Raw genomic sequence first — 21,684 nt, 5'->3', positions numbered from 1 at the left:
GGCTTTTGCGTGCCGCGGCAAAAATTACAAGGTGCCGAACACTTTCTTCGCCAGACCCGTCGCTGCAGCGGCGGGATTCTTGCGGATGGTTTCTTCCTGTTTGCCGATCATTTCGAACAGGCCGTTCAGCGCTTGTTCGGTGACGTAGTTTTCGACGTTGGTGCTTTTTGCGTCCACCACGCCCAGGGTCGCGGCCTGGCCGGCGAAGGCGTTGTACTTTTGTGCTACGCCGACTTTGTCGGTGGCTTGTTTGACGATGGGCAGGAACTTGGCGCGGATTTGTTCGCGGCTGGTTTTGTCCAGGTATTGGGTGGCCGAGTCGGTGCCGCCGCTGAGGATGCCCTTGGCGTCGGCCACGGTCATTTTCTTCACGGCGTCGACGAGGATCGGCTGGGCCTGGGTCACGGCGCTTTCTGCGGCTTTGTTCATCGCGGTTTCGAGTTCGTCGACCTGGGCGCCCATGCCGAAGGCTTTCATCTTGCCGGCGACTTTACCGAGTTTGCCCGGCAGTTCGATTTTCACTTCCGGGTTGTTGCTGAAGCCGCCCGGGGTGCCGAGTTGTTTGACGGCGATTTGCGCGCCTTGGGTCAGGGCGTCCTTGAGGCCGCCGGTGGCGTCTTGTTGCGAGAGGTCGCTGAGCGACAGTGCCAGGGCGCTGGCAGAGATCATCAAGCCCGCGCACAGGCCGGCGAAGCGAAGGGTAGGGCGGAGCATGGCAGCTTCCTTGAAAGACAATTAGCGAATGGCGTCGACGCGGATTTTCAGCGGCTGCGGATCGTTGCCGTCCAGTTGCACGGCGTGGTTCTCGGTGGTGATGAACATCAGCTCGCCGTTGACTTCGATGCGCGCGCTGACCGAGTAGCGGTGGCCGGGTTTGACCTGGGCCGGATCGTAACTCAAGTGGAACGGCAGTGGCACCTGGCCTTTGACCGGGCCTTTCTGTTCGTCGAGGACCACCGCCGGGGCGTCGGCCAGCGATACGTCCTGCAGGCTCACGCTCAGGGTCGCGCTCGGTGGAAGGGCGATGCGTTGCAGGTAGAACACTTCGCCATCGAGGCCGACCTTGCCGGCGGGGGTGGTCGACTGGCAGGCGCTCAACAGGGTGGCTGCGGCGAGGAGGGTGAGTTTTTTCATTGGGGACCTCTGAGACGTTTGCGCCGGAAGAATCCCGGCACCGAAGGAAATCTAGCGGATTTTGGCGTCAGCGTCAGTGAACAAACGTAAGGGTTTTTCCAGCCAATGCATCAGGGCCTGAAATGACCACGCCTGTTGTTCGCGTGTGACAGGGGACAGTTCGATCGATCCCGGCGAAACCGGAACCGCTTGGTGGTAGCGGTTTTCAACGGCGCTCAGCACATAACGTTTGCCAGGGATGACACTGTCGGGATCGTATTTCAGATAAAACGAAGTGGCGGTCTGTTCGTCATGGTTGACGCGTACCAGTTCAACTTGCGGCTGCTCGAGTTCATGCAATCTGATGGTCACGGCTTCTTCAGCCGGGACCGTCGTGGGTTCCTGTACTTCGACATAAAGTTGCCCGATCGGGCTCAAGTGCAAGGTCTGACGATGCGGCGCCTTGTTGACGGTGACGAAGTAGTCCAGCTCGATCAGCAACGGTTGGCGGTTGTGGAGCATCTGGACATTGACCTGATACTTCACGCCCACATCGCTGTAAGGGTGGGGAAAGTCAAACTTCCATCCGGCGTCATAGAGCGAAGCATGGCGCCAGTCCTTGATCGTGACGGGCGCTGCAGAGTTGAGGCGTTTGACGCTGACCCGCGTTTCGCTGATGCCACCCTGTGGGGCAACAAAGTCCGCTGGCAGACTGAAGTTCAAAGTGACGCTGGGGGGTTGCTGATTTAACAGGCTCATCTCGATATCCGTATCGTGATTGGTTGATGGCGCCTATTAATTCATGAATCAACTAACGGGGCCATTGCAGGGCGTCCCCGTTAGTTGTCGGCAAGTTTCAGACTTGCGGTGCATCCGCTGTTTCGGCGGCATCTTCACTGCGATGCAGGGCTACCTGACGAATCGACAAACGAATCTCCGCCGGCAATACGCGTTTGGCCGCGCCTTCGGCCAGTTCGCCGAGCAGTTCGTGGTAGCTCAGCTTGCCGGCTTCGTCGCGACGCAGTACGTCGAGGTCGAGCAGGGTCTGGATGAAGTGACGGAACAGGCTCTTGTCGAAGAACTCCGGGGCGTTCAAACCGTGGAGGATCGACAGGCGCTGGGCCATGACCGTGCACAGGTCTTCCAGCTCTTCGGCGCTGATGCTGTGCTGGCCGCTGTTGAGCAGCAAGGACACGGTCATGTAGAAGCGCTGCAGGGTCTGGGCGATGCTTTTCGACAGCAGGGTCAGCAGCACAAAGTGCCGCGAACTTGGCGCCGGACGCATATACACATCCTTCTCGAAGCGCAGCAGGCCTTGCTCGACGAAGGCTTCCAGCCATTGATCGACCACGGCGTCGAGTTCGTCCAGGCTCCAGCGAATGAACAGCTCCGCCTGCAAGTACGGATACAGCGCGCGGGTGTAGCGCAGGATCTGTTCGCGGCTCATGCGCGAGGTGCTCTGGAAGAAACTCGCCAGCAGCGCCGGCAGGGCGAAGATGTGCAGCACGTTGTTGCGGTAGTAGGTCATCAGGACGGCGTTCTGCTCGTCCAGATAGAGAATCTTGCCCAGCGCATCGTTCTGCTCGGACAGCAGATCCATGTCCTTCACGTGTTCGATCAGCGCACGGCCATCGCCTTCCGGCAGGGTCGTGTGTGGCGAGTAGGGGACTTTGCGCAGCAGCGCCAGATACAGATCCAGCACCCGCGCCATCGCCCGATCGTCCAGCGCCAGGCGAGTGGTCGAGAGCAGTGCCAGCGCCACCAGATTGACCGGGTTGATCGCCGCCGCTTCGTTCAGGTGCTGTGCGACTTTCTCGCCGAGGCGATTGGTGGCTTCGTTGAGCCACGCCGGTTTGTACTGCGGGCCGAGTTCCTGTTGGCGCCAATCCGGCTGTTCGCTGTCGAGGAACTCCGCGAGTTTGATCGGCTCGCCGAAGTTCACCGCGACCTGACCGAAGCGCTGCTTGAGCGCGCCGATGACTTTGAAGATATCGAAGATCGACTCTTTCTTCTTGCTCGCGCCGCGCAGTTCGCCGAGGTAAGTACGACCTTCAAGCACGCGCTCGTAACCGATGTACACCGGCACGAAGACAATCGGCATGCGCGACGAGCGCAGGAAGCTGCGCATGGTGATCGCGAGCATCCCGGTTTTCGGTTGCAGCATGCGCCCGGTGCGCGAGCGGCCGCCCTCGACGAAGTATTCGACCGGAAAGCCTTTGGTGAACAGGGTGTGCAGGTATTCGTTGAACACCGAGGTGTACAGCGGATTGCCCTTGAACGTCCGGCGCATGAAGAACGCGCCACCACGCCGCAGCAGGCTGCCGATCACTGGCATGTTGAGGTTGATCCCGGCGGCGATGTGCGGCGGGGTCAGGCCGTTGCGGAACAGCAGGTACGAGAGCAGCAGGTAGTCGATGTGGCTGCGGTGGCACGGCACGTAGATCACTTCGTGACCCTGAGCGACCTTCTGCACGCCTTCGATGTGGTTGACCTTGATCCCGTCGTAGATCTTGTTCCAGAACCAGCTCAGCACCACTTCGAGGAAGCGGATCGCGGTGTAGGTGTAGTCCGAGGCGATTTCGTTGCCGTAGCGCAACGCCTGGGCCTTGGCTTTTTCCAGAGAGATGTTCTCGCGCTCGGCCTCTTCAACGATCGCTTGCTTGACCAGTGGCTGGTTGAGCAGGCCCTTGACCAGATTGCGCCGGTGGGAAATGTCCGGGCCGATCACCGCGGCTTTGAGGTTGCGGAAATGCACGCGCAGGATGCGCTGGGCCATGCGCACGGTGCGCTCGTGGCCCTTGTTGTGGTCGATCAGTTCGCGCAGGTGGATTGGCGCGGAGAACTGCACGCGAGTCTTGCGCCCCAGAACGATGATGCTCAGCAGCCGGCGCAAACGCCCGGTGACCGCCCAGCTGTCGGCGAACAGCAGCTTCCACGGACTGTTTTCGCTGTCCGGCGACTGGCCCCAGAACACGCTGACCGGAATGATCTGCGCGTCTTCGGCGGCGTTCTGGGTCAGGGCGCTGACCAGGCGGGTCAGGGTTGGCGGCGCGCCGCGCTTGTCTTGACGGCCGAGCCAGTCCGGGTCCGGCGTCAGGTAGAAAAACGCTGCCGGTTCGATCAACGGCCCGACGGACACCGGCAGCACCGGACGCGGCAGGCCGGCCTTGGTGCACTCGGTGTCGACTACTGCCAGATCGGTGAGCGAGGGATTTTGCAGGACGTAGAACACCGGACGACTGCGGTCGAGGTTGAGGGTGAACGACGACTGGTTGATCGTCTCCGAGCGAACCCAGAGGTACAACAGTCGGCGCAAGGTGCCAAACACAAGACGGCGGAACGGGGAACGGGTCATACGGCTTCTGCGTGAGTTGATAAAACCGAGCAGATGCTCGGGGGCGGACAGTGTGCCGGATTCATCGAAAATCGGCAAAAAAGCGGCGAAGTAAACTCCTGTTGAGAGTTTTCGTGCCTGTCATATACTCGGCAATCTGTCGCCGGGGCCCTTTATGGACGTCGGGCGCAGTCTGACGTTCCGCAAAGGCTTTCCTGCGAAAAGCCTGTTCAATAATAAAAAAGGAGTATGAACAGATGGCAACACGTGAAACCGGTAATGTGAAGTGGTTCAACGACGCCAAGGGCTACGGCTTCATTCAGCGCGACGACGGCGTGGACGTGTTCGTGCACTACCGCGCGATTCGCGGTGAAGGGCATCGCTCGCTGACTGAAGGTCAGCAGGTTGAATATGCGCTGGTGACGGGGGAGAAGGGGTTGCAGGCTGAGGACGTGGTAGGTCTGTAATACAACGCTCCAAAACACCCCAAAACCACTGTGGGAGCGGGCTTGCTCGCGAATGCGGTGTATCAGTCACTATTGATATCGACTGATACACCGCATTCGCGAGCAAGCCCGCTCCCACATGGGATCTGTGTTGACTGCGATTACGCGGTTTTCCAGGTGATCTCTTCTTCACCGTCCTCGCTGATGCGAATCCAGCGATCCGCCGTTTCTTCGCCTTCTTCCTCGACCCACGTGCCCGGTGCGCAACGCACTTCGACGTTCAGCGCGGCAAAGGCGGCGCGGGCGCAGGCGATGTCGTCGTCCCATGGGGTCGCATCGCTTTCCAGGTACAGGCTGTTCCACTTGCCCACGGCTTTCGGCAACCAGGTCACCGGCACATTGCCGGCCTTGCATTTGTAGGTCTGGCCTTTCTGTACCCAGTCGCTGCACGGGCCCAGGGCTTCGCCGAGCCAGGCGGAAATCGCCTTGTGGTCGACGTCGGCGTCTTTCAGGTAAATCTCGATATCCGGTTGGCGCATGGATGTCCTCACTGCGGGTCTGAAAAATCCATTCGCGGATTTAGCCGGCCCCGGGCACTTGCCCGAGACCAAAAGTTATTGAAGAACGAAATAATCGTAGCGCATCGACACGGTGGTCACGAACGGCTCGGCCTGTTCGATCACTGCGGCGCGGCGTTCGGCACTGGCGCGCCAGCCGTGGGGTGTCATCGCCAACAGGTTGGCGCGATCCTCGGGCTTGTCCAGCGTCAGTTTGAATTCCAGGGTTTCGCTGTGCGCCAGCGCCATGCCTTCCGGCACCAGGGCCAGATGCTTGTCGTCGGTGTATTCGCGCACTTCGTCGTACAGGCGTTCGCGCAGTTCCATCAGGTGGCCGCTGGTCGGGCCGACCTTCATCAGGCCGCCGCCGACGCTGAGCAGGCGCTTGGCTTCTGCCCAGTCCAGCGGACTGAAAACGCTGGCGAGAAACTGGCAACTGCCCGACGCCAACGGCACGCGGGCCATGCTGGCGATCAACCAGGTAAGCGCCGGATTACGCTTGCAGGCGCGTTTCACCGCCTCGCGGGAGATGTCCAGCGCGTAGCCATCGGCGTCCGGCAAAGCTTCGGCGATTTGTGCGGTGTAGTAACCCTCGCCGCAACCGATATCGACCCAGCGTGCCGGCGCATAACTTGCCGCCAGTTCGGCCAGACGCTTGGCCACCGGAGCGTAATGCCCAGCGTTCAGGAAGTCGCGGCGCGCCTCGACCATCGCCTGATTGTCGCCAGGGTCGCGACTGTTCTTGTGCTGCACCGGCAACAGGTTCAGGTAGCCCTGACGCGCACGGTCGAAGCGGTGGCCGGCGGGGCAGACCACGCCGTTGTCGACGCTGTTCAGCGGTTCACTGCAGATCGGGCACGCGAGCATCAGGCGAGCAACTTGATCAGAGTCTGGTAGTAGATCTCGGTCAGCACGTCGAGATCGGCCGCCAGCACACGCTCGTTGACCTGGTGAATGGTCGCGTTGACCGGGCCCAGCTCAACCACTTGCGTGCCCATGGTCGCGATGAAACGGCCATCAGAGGTACCGCCGCTGGTCGACGCCTTGGTCTCGCGGCCGGTGATGTCCTTGATGCTCGACGACACCGCGTCGAGCAGCGCGCCCGGCTCGGTGAGGAACGGTAGACCGGACAGCGCCCAGTCGATGTGCCAGTCCAGATCGTGTTTGTCGAGGATGTCGGCCACGCGTTTCTGCAGGCCTTCGACGGTGGATTCGGTGGAGAAGCGGAAGTTGAACACCGCCACCAGATCACCCGGGATCACGTTGGTCGCGCCGGTGCCGGAGTTGAGGTTGGAAATCTGGAAACTGGTTGGCGGGAAGAAATCGTTGCCGTGATCCCAGTGCTCGGCGGCCAGTTCGGCCAGCGCGGGGGCTGCGAGGTGGATCGGGTTCTTCGCCAGATGCGGGTAGGCCACGTGGCCCTGCACCCCGCGCACGGTGAGCTTGGCGCCGAGCGAGCCGCGACGACCGTTTTTCACCACGTCACCGACCAGTGTGGTGCTCGACGGTTCGCCGACGATGCACCAGTCCAGACGCTCTTTGCGCGCCACCAGACGTTCCACCACCGCTTTGGTGCCGTGGTGCGCCGGGCCTTCTTCGTCGCTGGTGATCAGGAACGCGACCTTACCCTTGTGGTTCGGGTAGTCGGCGACAAAGCGCTCGGCGGCGACGGTCATCGACGCCAGGCTGCCTTTCATGTCGGCCGCGCCGCGACCGCAGAGCATGCCGTGTTCATCGATCACGGCGTTGAACGGTTCGATCTGCCAGGCAGTCACCGGACCGGTCGGCACCACGTCGGTGTGGCCGGCGAAGCACAGCACCGGACCGTCGTCGTTGCCGTGGGTGGCCCAGAAGTTGTCCACGTCCTCGATGCGCATCGGCTCCAGGGTGAAACCGGCATCGCCCAGGCGCTGCATCATCTGCTTCTGGCAATCGGCGTCGACCGGCGTCACGGATGGACGGCGGATCAGGTCGATGGCGAGTTGGAGGGTCGGCGAAAGGTCGGCGTGGGCCGTCATGGAAAACTCCGGAGTCATGAATGTGGGCGCGGACTGACTGTAGGAGTGAGCCTGCTCGCGATTGCAGTGTGTCAGTCAACTTAAACATTGATTGTTACAACGCAATCGCGAGCAGGCTCACTCCTACAGGGGATGGTGTCCGGTCAGTCAGACCGTGTATCCCGCCAAGCCCTGCAAAATGGCGGTTATCTTAAAGCAAAACGGCGACCATTGGCCGCCGTTTAGTGCTTCGTCGAGGAATTAGACGACAGGCGCCGGTTCAGGCGCTGTCGCAGGTTTTGGCAGCGACGAGAGGAACGCCATGATCAGCGCGGCCAGGTACGGCAGCGACTGCACCAGCAGCATCGCCACCCAGAAGCGCATGTCGTTGCTCGGAATGCCCTGCACCAGGTAGATCCCCAGCGCCGCGCCCCACAACAGCAGCATGATGAACAGCTCTTCGCGCGCTTCGGAAATCGCCACCCAGAAGCCATGGTTGTCGGCGTTTTTCGGCGTGCGGAAGAACGGAATGCTGCTGGTGAAGAAGCCGTACAGCACCGCTTTGGCGATGGTGTGCGACAACGCCAGGCCAGCCAGTGCGGCGCAGAACGCATCCTTGAGGTTCACGCCCACGGCGCGACGGTAGAGGAAGATGATCTTGCCGACCTTGAACACGAACAGCGCCAGTGGCGGGATTGCGAAGATCAGCAGCGGCGGATCGACCCGTTGCGGCACGATGATCATCGCCGCCGACCACAACAGTGCGCCGACGGTGAAGAAGATGTTCATGCCGTCCGCGACCCATGGCAACCAGCCCGCGAGGAAGTGGTAACGCTGGCCACGGGTCAGCTCGGTGTCCTTGCCGCGCAGCAGGCTGCGGGTGTGGCGCTTGATGATCTGGATCGCGCCGTAGGCCCAGCGGAAACGCTGCTTCTTGAAGTCGATGAAGGTGTCCGGCATCAGACCCTTGCCGTAACTGTCGTGGTAATACGCCGCCGACAGGCCTTTCTCGAACACGCGCAGACCCAGCTCGGCGTCTTCACAGATGCACCAGTCGGCCCAGCCCAGCTCTTCCAGAACCGAACGTCGGGTCATGGTCATGGTGCCGTGCTGGATGATCGCGTCGCGGTCGTTGCGGGTGACCATGCCGATGTGGAAGAAACCTTTGTATTCGGCGTAGCAGAGCTTCTTGAAGGTGCTTTCGTTCTGGTCGCGATAGTCCTGCGGCGACTGCACCACGGCGATTTTCGGATCGGCGAAGTGCGGCACCATGTGCTTGAGCCAGTTCGGATGCACGCAGTAGTCGGAGTCGATCACCGCGATCACTTCGGCGTCCTTGGCGGTATGCGGAATCAGGTAGTTCAGCGCGCCGCCCTTGAAACCGGCCAGGGGCGAAACGTGGAAGAACTTGAAACGCGGGCCGAGGGTTGCGCAGTAGTCGCGCACCGGCTCCCACACGGCCGGGTCTTTGGTGTTGTTGTCGATGATCAGGACTTCATAGTCCGGATAATCGAGGGCGGCCAGGGCGTCGAGGGTCTGTTTGACCATCTCCGGCGGCTCGTTGTAGCACGGTACGTGGATCGAGACTTTCGGTCTGTAGTCCGAATCGCCCACCACCGGCAGGAATTCACGCCGGCGCTTGTGGGTCCAGACTGCTTCGGCCAGTTCATGCGCCTCGGTCAGCAACACGATGAACACCCCGAGCGCACCCAGCGCCAGCAGGAAACCCACCGTCAGGCTGAACCACGTGCTGTATTGCTGGCTGTAGTCGTAACCGATCCACACCAGCACCGAACCGCAGAGGAACGCGATAAAGGTCAGGAAGGTGCGGCCACGCTGGCGCAGGGCCGAGCCGTCGATCATCAGCAGGGTCAGCGACAGCAGTGCCAGCACCACCGAACCGATGGCCAGCACGCGCCATTGCGGGATGGCGACGACCGGGCCTTCGAAGTTGAATTTCTGCTGGCGGGCGGCGTTGAACACGCCCCAGTAGGCGCCCACCGAACCTTCGTCACTGGCCTTCCACGGCTGGTCGAACGCTTCGATCACGAAGTAGTTGAAGCCTTGGCGGTTGAGCTTGTTGACCAGTGTGCGCAGGTAGATCGCCTGATCCGCCGGCGACGCATCGGCGCCACCGCGCATGCGACCGTTGCTCGGCCAGCCGACTTCGGACAGCAGCAGCGGCTTTTTCGGGAACAGCTTTTTCAGGTCACGGGCACGGTCGAAGACGAACTGCCCGGCCTTGTCGACCGGGATGAATTCCCAGTACGGCAGGACGTGCGCAGCGATCAGGTCAACGTGCTTGGCCAGCTCCGGGTGTTCTTCCCAGACGTGCCACTGCTCGGAGGTGGTCACCGGCACTTTCACCGCCGCGCGCACCCGATCCAGCAGCACGCTCAGTTGCTCGGCAGTGATTTCCTTGCGGAAGATCGCTTCGTTACCGACCACCACGCGAACCACGCTGCGCGAGGTGTTGGCCAGTTCGATGGCGCGCTGGATTTCCCGCTCGTTGCGTTCCTGATCGGGGCTGATCCAGACCCCGAGGGTCACGCGCAGACCGAACTCTTCCGCCAGTTTCGGGATGTCCTGCAGCGAACCGTCGACCGAGTAGATGCGGATGTTGTCCGTCAGCTTGCTCATGATCTCCAGGTCGCGGCGCATTTCGTCGTCAGTCGGATACTGATCCTTCTGCGGGAGCTGGCCCTGCTGGAATGGCGAATAGGAAAAACCGGAGATCTGTTCCGGCCAGTTGGGCGCGGAGACCGGGCGGTTGATCAGCGCCCAGAAACCGGTGAACAGGGCGGCGATTGCCAGAACCACCACCAGGTTGAGACCAAATTTACGCGATGACATAGCTATTTCGGGTTCCAAAGGCTGTGGAACGAAGGAACGGATCGGCTTACGCCAAAAGGGCGCGAATCCTACACCGGCAGTTCACTGCTCGTACACCGGGCAGGAAAATGCCCGACATTGGGCAGTCCAACCTGATTTAAGTTCTTTAGTAACAGCTTGTAAGAGAAAACTTTGTTATTCAGTTATAGCAATTCCCGTGGCGAGGGAGCTTGCTCCCGCCGGACTGCGAAGCAGTCCGCTTTTCAAGGGCCGCTTCGCGACCCGGCGGGAGCAAGCTCCCTCGCCACAAGGCTTGTGCAAAACGGCGGCGTTCACCGTTCATAGCGTCAAAGATGCTCTTGGCCGCCGACGGCCCTATAATGCGCGCCGGTTTTTGGGGTAATGGTCATGAGTACAGAAGATCCGCGGTTTGCAGGCATCGCCCGTTTGTATGGCATCGAGGGCCTTGAGCGCCTGCGTGCGGCCCATGTGGCGATTGTCGGCGTCGGTGGCGTCGGTTCCTGGGCGGCGGAAGCCATGGCCCGCTGTGGCGTGGGCGAGATTTCGCTGTTCGACCTCGACGACGTCTGCGTCAGCAACGCCAACCGCCAGTTGCATGCGCTGGACAGCACCGTCGGCAAACCCAAGGTCGAGGTGATGGCCGAGCGCCTGCGCGGGATCAATCCGGATTGTACGGTGCATGCGGTGGCGGACTTCGTGACGCGCGACACCATGGCCGAGTACATCACGCCGAACATCGACTGCGTGATCGACTGCATCGACGCGGTCAACGCCAAGGCTGCACTGATCGCCTGGTGCAAACGCCGCAAGATTCAGATCATCACCACGGGCGGTGCGGGTGGGCAGATCGATCCGACGCTGATTCAGGTCTGCGACCTCAACCGGACCTTCAACGACCCGCTGGCCTCGAAAGTGCGCTCGACCCTGCGCCGCGACTACGGTTTCTCGCGCACCGTGACCCGCCATTACAGCGTGCCGTGCGTGTTCTCCACTGAACAGCTGCGCTATCCGAAACCGGACGGCAGCATCTGTTTGCAGAAGAGTTTTGTCGGCGATGGCGTGAAGCTCGACTGCGCCGGCGGGTTTGGCGCGGTGATGATGGTCACGGCGACGTTCGGCATGGTCGCGGCGACCAAGGCTGTGGACAAGATTGTGGCGGGTGTGCGGCGGCCGGCGGATCGGGTCAAACCTCAGGTTTGATTCTGGGGCTGAGGGCCTCATCGCGAGCAGGCTCACTCCTACAGGGGAACGCATTCCAATTGTAGGAGTGAGCCTGCTCGCGATGGCTGCGAAGCAGCCGCTTTATTTAGCCAACTCATTCATGCGCTTGAGCACGGCATTCAAGCCATTACTGCGCGACGGCGACAATTGCCGCGACAGCCCCAGTTGATTGAACCAGTCGGGCAAATCCACCTGCTGCAACTCGGCAGCGCTCAAACCGTTGACCCGCAACAGCAGCAACGCCACCAACCCGCGAATCATCCGCGCATCGCTGGCAGCGCTGAACTGCCAGTGGCCGTCCTGCAATTCCCCCACCAGCCACATCTGACTTTCACAGCCATGCACCCGGTTGGCCTCGCATTTGTCCGCGTCATCCAGCGGCGGCAGACGATCGCCAAACTGCATCAGCAACCGTGCGCGCTGTTCCCAACCGGCAGCATTCTGAAAGGTCTGCAGCGCTTCGGCAGCGGCGAGCGGCAGGCTCATCGCAGCAACTCCAGGGCCTGATCCAACGCTTCGAAGAAACGCTCCAGATCCTCGGAGTCGTTGTACAGCGCCAGCGACACGCGAATCGCCCCGGCCAGCTCAAAGCTTTTCAGCAACGGCATGGCGCAGTGATGCCCGGCGCGCACGGCGATGCCTTGTTCGGTGAGCAGGTGCGCCAGATCGGCGTTGTGCACACCCTCGACGACAAAACTCGCCAGCGCCAATTGCGGCTTGCCGAGCAGACGAATGCCGTTGCGCGCGGCCAGGCCTTGCAGCAGGTAGGCGTGCAGCGCCGCTTCGTGGGCCGACACCGCGTCCTGATCCAGCCCTGCCAGATAATCGAGAGTTGCGCCGAGGCCGATCACGCTGGCAATCGGCGGCGTACCCGCCTCGAAACCCAACGGGGCAGGGCGGAAGCGCGCATCGTGATAATTGGCTTCCAGCACCATTTCGCCGCCGAACTGCCACGGCTGCAGTTGCTCAAGCGCCTTGTTGCGCCCGAACAACACACCGAGACCATCGGGGCCGTACAGTTTGTGGCTGGAAAACACGTAGAAGTCGCAACCCAGTGCCTGCACGTCGTGGCGACCATGCACCACACCTTGGGCGCCATCGACCACGGTCAGCGCGTTCTGCGCCTTGGCCATCGCCAGCAGCGCTGGTAGCGGTTGCCAGGCACCGAGCACGTTGGACAGCTGACTGACCGCCAGCAAGCGAGTGCGCGGGGTGATCAAACGCACGGCGGCGCCGAGGTCGATCACGCCGTCGGCGTCCAGCGGCAGGATCACCAGTTTCAGCTCGCGACGCTGCGCCAGTTGCTGCCACGGCAGCAGGTTGGCGTGATGCTCCAGGGCGCTGATGACAACTTCATCGCCCGGATGGAAAAGATGCTCAAGGCCATAGGCCAGGAGATTCAGCGCGCTGGTGGCGCCGTGGGTGAAGATGATCTGCCCGCTGTCACCAGCATTCAGCCACTGGGCAACCTTGAGCCGACTGTCTTCGAACGCCTGCGTCGCGTGGGCGCCGGGCAGATGCTGCGCACGATGCACATTGGCTGCGCCGTTGGCGTAGTAGTGCGTTAGCGCGTCGAGCAGGGCCTGGGGTTTTTGCGTGGTGGCGGCGTTGTCCAGATAGGTCTGGTCCTGCCGTTGCAGGGCGGCGATGGCCGGAAAATCGGCGCGCCAGGGGGAGGGAATCATCATCTGTTCAGCCCTGTGAACTTGGGCGGGTGTACACCGAACCTTGTGGGAGCGAGCTTGCTCGCGAAAGCGGCGTGTCAGTCGAAATCAGTGGTGACTGACGCACCGCCTTCGCGAGCAAGCCCGCTCCCACAGGGGGATTGGGTGGCTGCTTAGTTGTGAGCGTGCAGCGCTTCGTTCAGCTCGATCGCCGATTTGTGGGTTTTGCACTCCACGGCACCGGTTTCCGAGTTGCGACGGAACAACAGGTCGGTCTGACCGGCCAGTTCACGCGCCTTCACCACCTTGACCAGGTTGTTGTGCTCGTCCAGCAGCGCCACCTTGGTGCCGGCGGTCACGTACAGGCCCGACTCGACGGTGTTGCGGTCGCCCAACGGGATACCGATACCGGCGTTGGCGCCGATCAGGCAGCCTTCGCCGACCTTGATCACGATGTTGCCGCCGCCCGACAGGGTGCCCATGGTCGAGCAGCCGCCGCCCAGGTCCGAACCCTTGCCGACGAACACGCCAGCGGACACGCGGCCTTCGATCATGCCCGGGCCTTCGGTGCCGGCGTTGAAGTTGATGAAGCCTTCGTGCATCACGGTGGTGCCTTCGCCCACGTAAGCGCCCAGACGCAGACGTGCCGCGTCAGCGATACGCACGCCGGCCGGAACCACGTAGTCGGTCATTTTCGGGAACTTGTCCACCGAGAACACTTCCAGCAGCTCGCCGCGCAGACGCGCTTCCAGTTGCAGTTCGGCCAGTTCGCTCAGGTCGATTGCACCCTGGCTGGTCCAGGCCACGTTCGGCAGCAGCGGGAAGATCCCGGCCAGGCTTACGCCGTGCGGCTTGACCAGACGATGCGACAGCAGGTGCAGCTTGAGGTAGGCCTCAGGCGTCGAGGTCAGTTGTGCGTCTTCGGCCAGCAGGGTGGCGACCAGCGGCTTGTGGCTCTCGGCCAGACGGGTCAGCAGTTTGCCTTGAACGGCGTCGATGCCTTTGACCGCTTCAGCCAGTTGCGCAGCCTGTGCAGTGGTGAAGGTGATGGCCTGGTTGCCTTCGGTGTAACCGAGGATCGGCGCCACGGCGGCGACCAGTTCGGCCGAAGGGTTGAGCAGTGGCTGAGCGTAGAACACTTCCAGCCACGCGCCTTGACGGTTCTGAGTGCCGACACCAAAGGCGATGCTGAACAGAGAGTTGGACATGTGAATACCTCTAGCAATAAGTGACGGGCTGCTTACTTGAGTGCGGCCGCGTAGATGTCTGGCTTGAAGCCAATCAGGGTTCGGTCACCGAGATCGAGCACCGGGCGCTTGATCATCGAGGGTTGAGCGAGCATCAGTTCGATGGCTTTCGACTGGTCGAGATCGGCTTTACGTTCGTCGTCGAGTTTGCGAAAGGTCGTGCCTGCACGGTTCAACACCGTTTGCCAGCCGTGCTCGTCACACCATTGGGTCAGGTGCTCACGGTCGATACCGGCGGTTTTGTAATCGTGGAAGTCGTAGCTGACAGCGTGTTCATCGAGCCAGGTGCGCGCCTTCTTCATGGTGTCGCAGGCTTTGATGCCGAAAAGGTGCAACGTTTTACTTGAAACGGTCAAGGAATCGCCCCCTTTACAGGTGCTGGAAAAAAATGGTGTCGGATTATGCCATGACCAAAGCGTTTCGGGCGCCCGGCTTCATTTGGCAATGCAAAACCCTGTGGGAGCGAGCTTGCTCGCGAAGGGGCCGTGTCAGTCAAAATCTCTGTTAATGACACACCGTATTCGCGAGCAAGCTCGCTCCCACATTGGAATGGCGTTGCGGGCGTGCGACATAGGTGCAACGGTCAGACGCATCCTAAGCGGCTAATATGGCAGTTCAACGCTGTCGATTGCCTGAGATTTCCGCTTTATGCAAACCGCTTACACCGTCCTTATCCTGCTGATGCTGGTCAGCGTTTCGCGTCTGGTTGGACGGGTCATCCCGCTGCCGCTACCCCTCGTGCAAATCGCCGCCGGTGCCTTGCTGGCCTGGCCGACGCTGGGCCTGCACGTGGCGCTGGATCCGGAACTGTTCCTGTTTCTGTTCCTGCCGCCGCTGCTGTTTTCCGACGGCTGGCGCATGCCCAAACGCGAATTCTGGCATTTGCGTGGGCCGATCCTGACGCTGGCGGTGGGCCTGGTGCTGTTCACCGTGGTCGGCGCCGGGTACTTCATTCACTGGCTGTTGCCGAGCATTCCGCTGCCGGTAGCCTTTGCGCTGGCCGCCGTGCTGTCGCCGACCGACGCCGTGGCCGTCTCGGCCATTTCGCAGAACCGTTTGCCGACACCGCTGATGCACATGCTGCAGGGCGAAGCGCTGATGAACGACGCCTCGGGTCTGGTGACGTTCAAGTTTGCCCTCGTCGCGGCAGTGACCGGGGTGTTCTCGCTGGCCAATGCCAGCCTGACCTTCGTGCTGGTGGCGGTCGGCGGGCTGGCGGTCGGTGTCGCGCTGAGCTGGCTGGTCGGGCGTTTGCGCGCATGGATGATTGCCCGTGGCTGGGATGATCCGGCCACCCATGTGGTGTTCATGTTGCTATTGCCGTTCGCCGCTTATGTACTGGCCGAGCGACTGGGTGCATCGGGGATTCTTTCGGCCGTCGCGGCGGGGATGATGCAGAGCTGGCTCGATCTGTTGCCACGGCAGACCAGCACCCGTCTGCTCAACCGTAGCGTCTGGTCATTGCTGGAGTTCGCCTTCAACGGTCTGATCTTCCTGCTGCTGGGCCTGCAATTGCCGGACATCATCAAAGCCGTGGTCAGCCACGAACCGACGTTGTGGCCGACCCTGCTGTATCGCGGCCTCGACGTGGTGGCGATTTTTCTCGCGCTGGTGCTGCTGCGCTTTATCTGGGTGCAGAGCATCTGGCGTTTGTCGGTGCTGCTGCGGCGGTTGCGCGGCAAGGGTGACCTGACGCAAGTACCCACGGCGCGCTCCTGCTGGTTGCTGACCGTTGGCGGTGTGCGCGGCGCGGTGACGCTGGCCGGTGTGATGTCGGTGCCGATGTTGATGGGGGCTGAGGCGTTTCCCGAGCGTGATCTGCTGATCTTTATTGCCGCCGGGGTGATCCTGTTGTCGCTGATTGTGGCGTGCATCGCCTTGCCGTTGCTGTTGCGCGGTATCGAAAAAAGTCCGGACGACAAGCGTCGTCAAGAAGTGCGCGATGCCTGGCGCAAGACCGCCGAAGCAGCGATCCATGCGTTGGAAACCGAAGAAGTTGCGCCGCAGGATGCCGCGCAGGCGGCGCTTTCGGCTGAACTCAAGGCGCGGATCATGTCCGAATACCGGCATCAGCTTGAGGTGTTCAACGATTCGGCTGAAGCCCAGGCGCTGGCGTTCCAGATGGATCTGCTGGAACGCCGTTTGCGCTTGAAGGCACTGCGCGCGCAGCGCCTGGAGTTGTATAGCCTGAGCCGTCAGCACCAGATTGGTGATGACGTGCTCAGAGAAGTATTGGGCGAACTTGATTTGAGCGAGGCGAATCTGGGGCAGGTCAAATAGCCTGATGGGGTGAGTTCACTCACACACCGGGTAGGGATAAGCGTTCGACATGAAGATTTTGTCCTGTTCGCTGAGATCCAGATTAATGAAGAGCTGGAAGTCACCGAGGGTCCAGGACTGCTTGATGCGATAGTGCATGATCGACGTTCGATCGTACGCCGAATAGATGCTTTCGTCGGGATTGCCGCGATCAAAGTACCAGTCGTGCAGGCGTTTGCGCGTCACGCTGGCCCGGTAGTCGTCTTCTTCCGGGTTGGCAGTTAATTCATGTTCCTCATAAATGGCTGGCATGTCCCAGGGGATGTTTGCTGTCGGGTTGGTTTGCTCATGCTCTGCGCCAAGCATGTGGCCGAACTCGTGCATTACATTGGCTGCGAAGTAACGTGCGCTGCCGGCTGGGTGGGGCCAGAGTCTCATGGTCGGCTCATCGGGGAATAACCGGGCATCGGTACCAATAAATGAAGAAAACGTTCCTTCCTGGCTGAGTATGCGGATATCGCCCGCTTCACCTTCGACGAAATCAAACTTCAAATTAATGTGCGGCAACCAGTTGCTGGCGGCGGCGATGGTCGCGTCCTTGAATTCTTGCGTGCCATTGAGGAAGGCGATGCGAAGTGTGCAGCCGGGTGTCCAGAATTTCGCCGGATTATTTTTAGCCCACATGTTTCTGAAACTCCCGAGCGTGTTTCAGAGACCGGAATATTTGCGTGTTTTCAGATTTTCTGCGTGGGTGAGGCCATGTTGAGTGCATAACTGAACATCCATGTTTTCATTCTTCAGGTTTAACTTGTCGGGTTGCTTGGTGTTCCCGGCAAGTCGCTTTGAATGAGGGATGCTAGTGACTGAACTTGAGTGGGTAAATTGAATATGTGTGCGGTTTTATGACGGGTCACCGTGCCAGCAGAACTGGCACGGTAAAGTAACTTATGACTGGCGAGTGACGAACGCGCGAATCCGCTCTGCGGCCTCGACACACTCGGCCAGTGGCGCGACCAGCGCCATGCGCACACGCCCGGCCCCCGGATTGACGCCGTCTACATCTCGCGACAAATACGAGCCCGGCACCACGGTCACGTGTTCCTGTTCGAACAGGTCGCGGCAGAAGGCGGCATCGTCGCCGGCCACGTTCGGCCACAGGTAGAAGCTGCCGTCCGGACGCTGCACATCCATCACCGGGCTGAGGATTGCCAGGACTGCGTCAAACTTCTCGCGGTACAGCGCACGGTTGGCGCGTACATGTACTTCGTCATTCCACGCGGCGACGCTGGCCAGTTGGGTTTGCACCGGCATCGCGCAGCCGTGGTAGGTGCGGTACAGCAGGAAACCCTTGAGGATATCGGCGTCACCGGCGACGAAACCGGAGCGCAGGCCCGGCAGGTTGGAGCGCTTGGACAGGCTGTGGAACACCACGCAGCGGTTGAAGTCCTTGCGGCCCAGTTCGACGCAGGCACTGAGCAGGCCTGGCGGCGGGGTCTGTTCGTCGAAGTACAGTTCGCTGTAGCACTCGTCGGCGGCGATCACGAAGTCGTATTCGTCGGCCAGGGCGATGAGTTTTTTCAGCACGTCGACCGGGATCAGTGCGCCGGTCGGGTTGCCCGGCGAGCACAGGAACAGGATCTGGCAGCGTTTCCAGATGTCCGGCGAGACTGCATCGAAATCCGGGTTGAAGCCGTTTTCGTCCAGGCATGGCAGGTAGTGCGGCTTGGCCCCGGCGAGGAACGCTGCGCCTTCGTAGATCTGATAGAACGGATTCGGGCTGACCACCAGTGCATCGTCACCGCGATTGACCACGGTCTGAGTGAAGGCGAACAGCGCTTCGCGGGTACCGTTGACCGGCAGCACATTGCGCGCCGGATCGATCCAGCCGCTCGGTACGCCAAAACGACGTTCGCACCAGCCGGCGATGGCTTCGCGCAGGGCCGGGATGCCAAGGGTGGTCGGATACACCGCCATCTGATCCAGATTGTTCGCCAGCGCTTCGGCGACAAAGCTTGGCGAGCGGTGTTTCGGCTCGCCGATCGACAGGGCGATCGGGCGTTTGTCCGGGTTCGGCGTGACCGTGCCAAGCAGGGCGCGGAGCTTTTCGAACGGGTAGGGCTGGAGCTGGTTCAGAGCGTTGTTCATGGGGGCCTCGTTCAATGTGGGAGCGGGCTTGCTCGCGAAAGCGGTGTCATTGAATGATGTGCTGCCTGACACACCGCTTTCGCGAGCAAGCCCGCTCCCACAGGGGGGAAGTTGCTGGATCAAATACTGATGCGCGAAAGCTTGATATCCGGTTCCTGATTGACGCTCAGTTGCTCGACGATTGCGTCCTGCAAGCGGCTGCACAGCAGCGGGTCGGAGAGCGGCTGGTTGTGGGCGTCGGTGATGAAGAACACGTCTTCCACGCGTTCGCCCAGGGTCGCAATCTTGGCGTTCTGCAGCGACAGGTCGAACTCGAGGAAGATCCCGCCGATCCGCGCCAGCAGGCCCGGGCGGTCAGGGGCGGTGAGTTCCAGCACCGTCACCGGACGCTGGGCGTCGTTGTGGATCGTCACCTGCGGCGCGAAGGCGAAGTGCTTGAGCTGGCGCGGCACCCGGCGCTGGATGATCGTCGGGTAGTCGTCGGGGTTGCGCAGGGCTTCGGTCAGACCGTCGCGAATCTGTTTGACCCGCGCCGGGTTATCGCCGATCGAGTCGCCGTCGGTGTCGAGCACGATGTAGGTGTCGAGGGTGAACTGGCTGCTCGAGGTGATGACCCGGGCGTCGTGAATGTTCAGGTTGAGCTGGTCCATCGCGGCCACGGTCACGGCGAAGAAATCGTGCTGATCCGGGGCGTAGATGAAGATCTGCGTGCCACCCTCGAATTCGCGTTGGGTGGTTTCCTTGATCAGCACCAGCGGACCGCCATCGGCCGGCTGCTGCAGGATCGCGTCACTGTGCCAGGCCACGTCGCCGGCGGTATGACGGAGGAAATAGTCATCGCCCAACTGCGCCCACAACTGCTCGACGTCGTCCGGGTCGGTGCCGCCGCGCACCAGAATGTCCAGTGCCGCGCTCTGGGTCTGGCGGATCTGCTCTTCGCGATCCACCGGGTTTTCCAGGCCACGGCGCAGGGCGCGTTTGGTCTCGGTGTAGAGCTGGCGCAACAGGCTCGCGCGCCACGAGTTCCACAGCGTCGGATTGGTCGCGTTGATGTCGGCCACGGTCAGCACATACAGATAGTCCAGACGGGTTTCGTCGCCGACGATCTGCGCGAAATCGTGGATCACTTGCGGGTCGGACAGATCCTTGCGCTGTGCGGTGGTCGACATCACCAGGTGGTTCTGCACCAACCAGACGATCAGGCGGCTGTCCCACAGCGGCAACTGATGGCGCTGACAGAACGCTTCGGCATCGACCGCGCCGATGTCCGAATGATCGCCATGCCGGCCCTTGCCGATGTCGTGGTACAGACCGGCCATGTAGATGAGTTCGGGCTTGGGCAGTTTGGCCATGAGTTTCGCCGCCAGCGGGAATTTTTCCGACACCTGGCTGTACTGCAACTTACGCAGGTGCTTGATCAGGTTCAGGGTGTGCGCATCGACCGTATAGATGTGGAACAGGTCATGCTGCATCTGTCCGACGATAAAGCCGAACTCCGGCAGGTAACGCCCGAGAATGCCGTAACGGTTCATCCGCCGCAGGTTGCGATGGATGCCGATCTTGCACTTGAACAGCTCGATGAACAGGCTGGTATTGCGGATGTCGTTGCGGAAGTTGTCGTCGATCAGATGACGATTTTCCCGCAGCAGACGAATGGTGTCGGCGCGCACACCTTTGATTTCCGGCTGCTGGGCCATCAGCACGAAGATCTCGAGCATGGCGAACGGCGTGCGGCGGAACACGTTGTCGTTACGTGCTTCGATGTAGCCGTCGTGCAGCTGGAAACGCGAGTTGATCGGCTGCGGCGGTGCCTCATCTTCCGGGGCGAGGATCACTTCCTCGAAGTGCTGGATGATCAGGTCGCTGAGCTGGGCGATGCTCATGACCACGCGGAAGTACTGCTGCATGAAGTTTTCGACGGCCTGTTTGGCGTCGTCACCTTCAAAGCCCAGCAGGCCGGCGATGGTCCGCTGATGGTCGAACAGCAGGCGGTCTTCCGAGCGGCCGGCGAGCATGTGCAGGGCGTAACGGACTTTCCAGAGAAATTCCTGGGAGGAGGCCAGCAGGGCGTTTTCGCTCTCGACCAGGAAACCTTCGCCGGCGAGGGCGCGCAGGTTCAGGGTGCCGTACTGACGCCGGGCCACCCACAGAATCGTCTGGATATCCCGCAGGCCGCCGGGCGAGCCTTTGACGTTGGGTTCCAGGTTGTATTCGGTGTCGTTGTACTTGTGGTGGCGGGCCTTCTGCTCGGCGCGCTTGGCCAGGAAGAACTCCTTGGCCGGCCACATGTGTGCGGTGCTGGTGACATCGAGCATGCGCTGGCGCAGACGCTCGGGGCCGCAAATGGTGCGGCTTTCCATGAGGTTGGTGACCACGGTCAGGTCGGCGCGGGCCTCTTCGGCGCATTCGTCGACCGAACGCACGCTCTGCCCGACCTCCAGACCGATGTCCCACAGCAGCGTCAGAAAACGCTCGATGGAATCGCGGAAAACTTCGTGGTCGGCGCTGTCCAGCAGGATCAGCAGGTCGATGTCGGAATACGGGTGCAACTCACCACGGCCGTAACCGCCGACCGCGACCAGCGCGATGTCGGCGTCTTCGCTCCAGTTGAACTGCTCCCAGGCCTTTTGCAGGATGTTGTCGACGAACCAGGCACGGTCTTCGATCAGCCGGCGGATGTCGCGGCCGCTGCGAAAACGCGTGTCGAGGACCTCGCGAGCCTGGCGGATCGCCTTCTTGAACGCCGCAATGGGACTCGCTTTCAGGGCCAGTTCAGCCTGGAACTGGCCGCGGTCGAAGAGTTCGGGATCCACCTGCGGCATCGATTGGCTTTCCTTCTATAAGGCTG

The 21,684-nt window shown here is 61.4% G+C and carries 18 protein-coding genes; 3 read left to right on the top strand and 15 right to left on the bottom strand.

Going from position 1 to position 21,684, the window contains the following annotated elements:
- Positions 1-24: 24 nt before the first annotated feature.
- The 4 genes from LCH64_RS14000 to plsB form a co-directional block, all read right to left on the bottom strand.
- A complete protein-coding gene (locus LCH64_RS14000) occupies positions 25-714 on the bottom strand; it encodes a DUF4197 domain-containing protein (protein WP_226500546.1) in 690 nt (229 codons plus the stop codon).
- Positions 715-735: 21 nt separating this feature from the next.
- Entirely contained in the window at positions 736-1,134 is a 399-nt protein-coding gene (locus tag LCH64_RS13995; RefSeq protein WP_003222082.1) for a YbaY family lipoprotein, read from the bottom strand.
- A 51-nt stretch (positions 1,135-1,185) separates the two neighbouring features.
- Entirely contained in the window at positions 1,186-1,872 is a 687-nt protein-coding gene (locus tag LCH64_RS13990) for a hypothetical protein (RefSeq protein ID WP_226500545.1), read from the bottom strand.
- Between the two features lie 97 nt (positions 1,873-1,969).
- Positions 1,970-4,468 (bottom strand): glycerol-3-phosphate 1-O-acyltransferase PlsB, encoded by a 2,499-nt coding sequence (gene plsB, locus LCH64_RS13985; RefSeq protein ID WP_003222085.1) that lies wholly within the window; start codon positions 4,466-4,468, stop codon positions 1,970-1,972.
- Between the two features lie 236 nt (positions 4,469-4,704).
- Here plsB and LCH64_RS13980 point away from each other — a divergent pair, with 236 nt between their 5' ends.
- Positions 4,705-4,914, top strand: a complete 210-nt coding sequence (locus LCH64_RS13980) for a cold-shock protein (RefSeq protein ID WP_102355641.1) — start codon at positions 4,705-4,707, stop codon at positions 4,912-4,914.
- A gap of 140 nt (positions 4,915-5,054) precedes the next feature.
- Here the strand turns inward: LCH64_RS13980 and LCH64_RS13975 are convergent, their stop codons facing one another.
- From LCH64_RS13975 to LCH64_RS13960, 4 genes are all read right to left on the bottom strand, one after another.
- On the bottom strand, positions 5,055-5,432 hold the full coding sequence (locus tag LCH64_RS13975) for a hypothetical protein (RefSeq protein WP_003222089.1): 378 nt from the start codon (positions 5,430-5,432) through the stop codon (positions 5,055-5,057).
- A gap of 75 nt (positions 5,433-5,507) precedes the next feature.
- Positions 5,508-6,317: a putative RNA methyltransferase gene (locus LCH64_RS13970; RefSeq protein WP_103520040.1), complete on the bottom strand. Its 810-nt coding sequence runs from the start codon at positions 6,315-6,317 to the stop codon at positions 5,508-5,510.
- Positions 6,317-7,468, bottom strand: a complete 1,152-nt coding sequence (gene dapE / locus LCH64_RS13965; RefSeq protein ID WP_003222093.1) for a succinyl-diaminopimelate desuccinylase — start codon at positions 7,466-7,468, stop codon at positions 6,317-6,319. Before dapE ends, LCH64_RS13970 begins: the two co-directional genes overlap by 1 nt.
- Positions 7,469-7,708: 240 nt before the next feature.
- Positions 7,709-10,300 (bottom strand): glycosyltransferase, encoded by a 2,592-nt coding sequence (locus LCH64_RS13960; protein WP_226500544.1) that lies wholly within the window; start codon positions 10,298-10,300, stop codon positions 7,709-7,711.
- Between the two features lie 381 nt (positions 10,301-10,681).
- Here LCH64_RS13960 and tcdA point away from each other — a divergent pair, with 381 nt between their 5' ends.
- Entirely contained in the window at positions 10,682-11,500 is an 819-nt protein-coding gene (tcdA, locus tag LCH64_RS13955) for a tRNA cyclic N6-threonylcarbamoyladenosine(37) synthase TcdA (protein WP_003222099.1), read from the top strand.
- Between the two features lie 102 nt (positions 11,501-11,602).
- Here the strand turns inward: tcdA and LCH64_RS13950 are convergent, their stop codons facing one another.
- The 4 genes from LCH64_RS13950 to LCH64_RS13935 all read right to left on the bottom strand — a co-directional run bounded on the left by LCH64_RS13950 (position 11,603) and on the right by LCH64_RS13935 (position 14,788).
- Positions 11,603-12,007 (bottom strand): SufE family protein, encoded by a 405-nt coding sequence (locus LCH64_RS13950; protein WP_226500543.1) that lies wholly within the window; start codon positions 12,005-12,007, stop codon positions 11,603-11,605.
- On the bottom strand, positions 12,004-13,209 hold the full coding sequence (locus LCH64_RS13945) for a cysteine desulfurase (protein WP_226500542.1): 1,206 nt from the start codon (positions 13,207-13,209) through the stop codon (positions 12,004-12,006). The genes LCH64_RS13950 and LCH64_RS13945 overlap by 4 nt, the downstream gene beginning before the upstream one ends.
- Before the next feature lie 149 nt (positions 13,210-13,358).
- Positions 13,359-14,393: a 2,3,4,5-tetrahydropyridine-2,6-dicarboxylate N-succinyltransferase gene (dapD, locus tag LCH64_RS13940; protein ID WP_007954762.1), complete on the bottom strand. Its 1,035-nt coding sequence runs from the start codon at positions 14,391-14,393 to the stop codon at positions 13,359-13,361.
- Between the two features lie 32 nt (positions 14,394-14,425).
- Complete coding sequence (locus LCH64_RS13935) at positions 14,426-14,788, bottom strand: ArsC family reductase (protein WP_003222107.1); 363 nt, start codon at positions 14,786-14,788, stop codon at positions 14,426-14,428.
- A 292-nt stretch (positions 14,789-15,080) separates the two neighbouring features.
- Here LCH64_RS13935 and LCH64_RS13930 point away from each other — a divergent pair, with 292 nt between their 5' ends.
- Positions 15,081-16,712 (top strand): Na+/H+ antiporter, encoded by a 1,632-nt coding sequence (locus LCH64_RS13930; protein ID WP_226500541.1) that lies wholly within the window; start codon positions 15,081-15,083, stop codon positions 16,710-16,712.
- Positions 16,713-16,727: 15 nt separating this feature from the next.
- Here the strand turns inward: LCH64_RS13930 and LCH64_RS13925 are convergent, their stop codons facing one another.
- The 3 genes from LCH64_RS13925 to LCH64_RS13915 form a co-directional block, all read right to left on the bottom strand.
- Positions 16,728-17,375 carry a hypothetical protein gene (locus LCH64_RS13925; RefSeq protein WP_226500540.1) on the bottom strand — a complete coding sequence of 216 codons (648 nt, stop codon included), beginning with the start codon at positions 17,373-17,375 and terminating at the stop codon, positions 16,728-16,730.
- Between the two features lie 261 nt (positions 17,376-17,636).
- Positions 17,637-18,836: a succinyldiaminopimelate transaminase gene (dapC, locus tag LCH64_RS13920; protein WP_226500539.1), complete on the bottom strand. Its 1,200-nt coding sequence runs from the start codon at positions 18,834-18,836 to the stop codon at positions 17,637-17,639.
- Between the two features lie 119 nt (positions 18,837-18,955).
- A complete protein-coding gene (locus LCH64_RS13915) occupies positions 18,956-21,658 on the bottom strand; it encodes a [protein-PII] uridylyltransferase (protein WP_045122313.1) in 2,703 nt (900 codons plus the stop codon).
- Between the last annotated feature and the right edge of the window lie 26 nt (positions 21,659-21,684).

The organism is Pseudomonas sp. MWU16-30322, assembly GCF_020515535.1.
Taxonomy (GTDB): Bacteria; Pseudomonadota; Gammaproteobacteria; order Pseudomonadales; family Pseudomonadaceae; genus Aquipseudomonas; species Aquipseudomonas fluorescens_H.
Note: the sequence above shows the minus strand (reverse complement) of the source record. Positions and strands in the feature narration are given on the sequence as shown.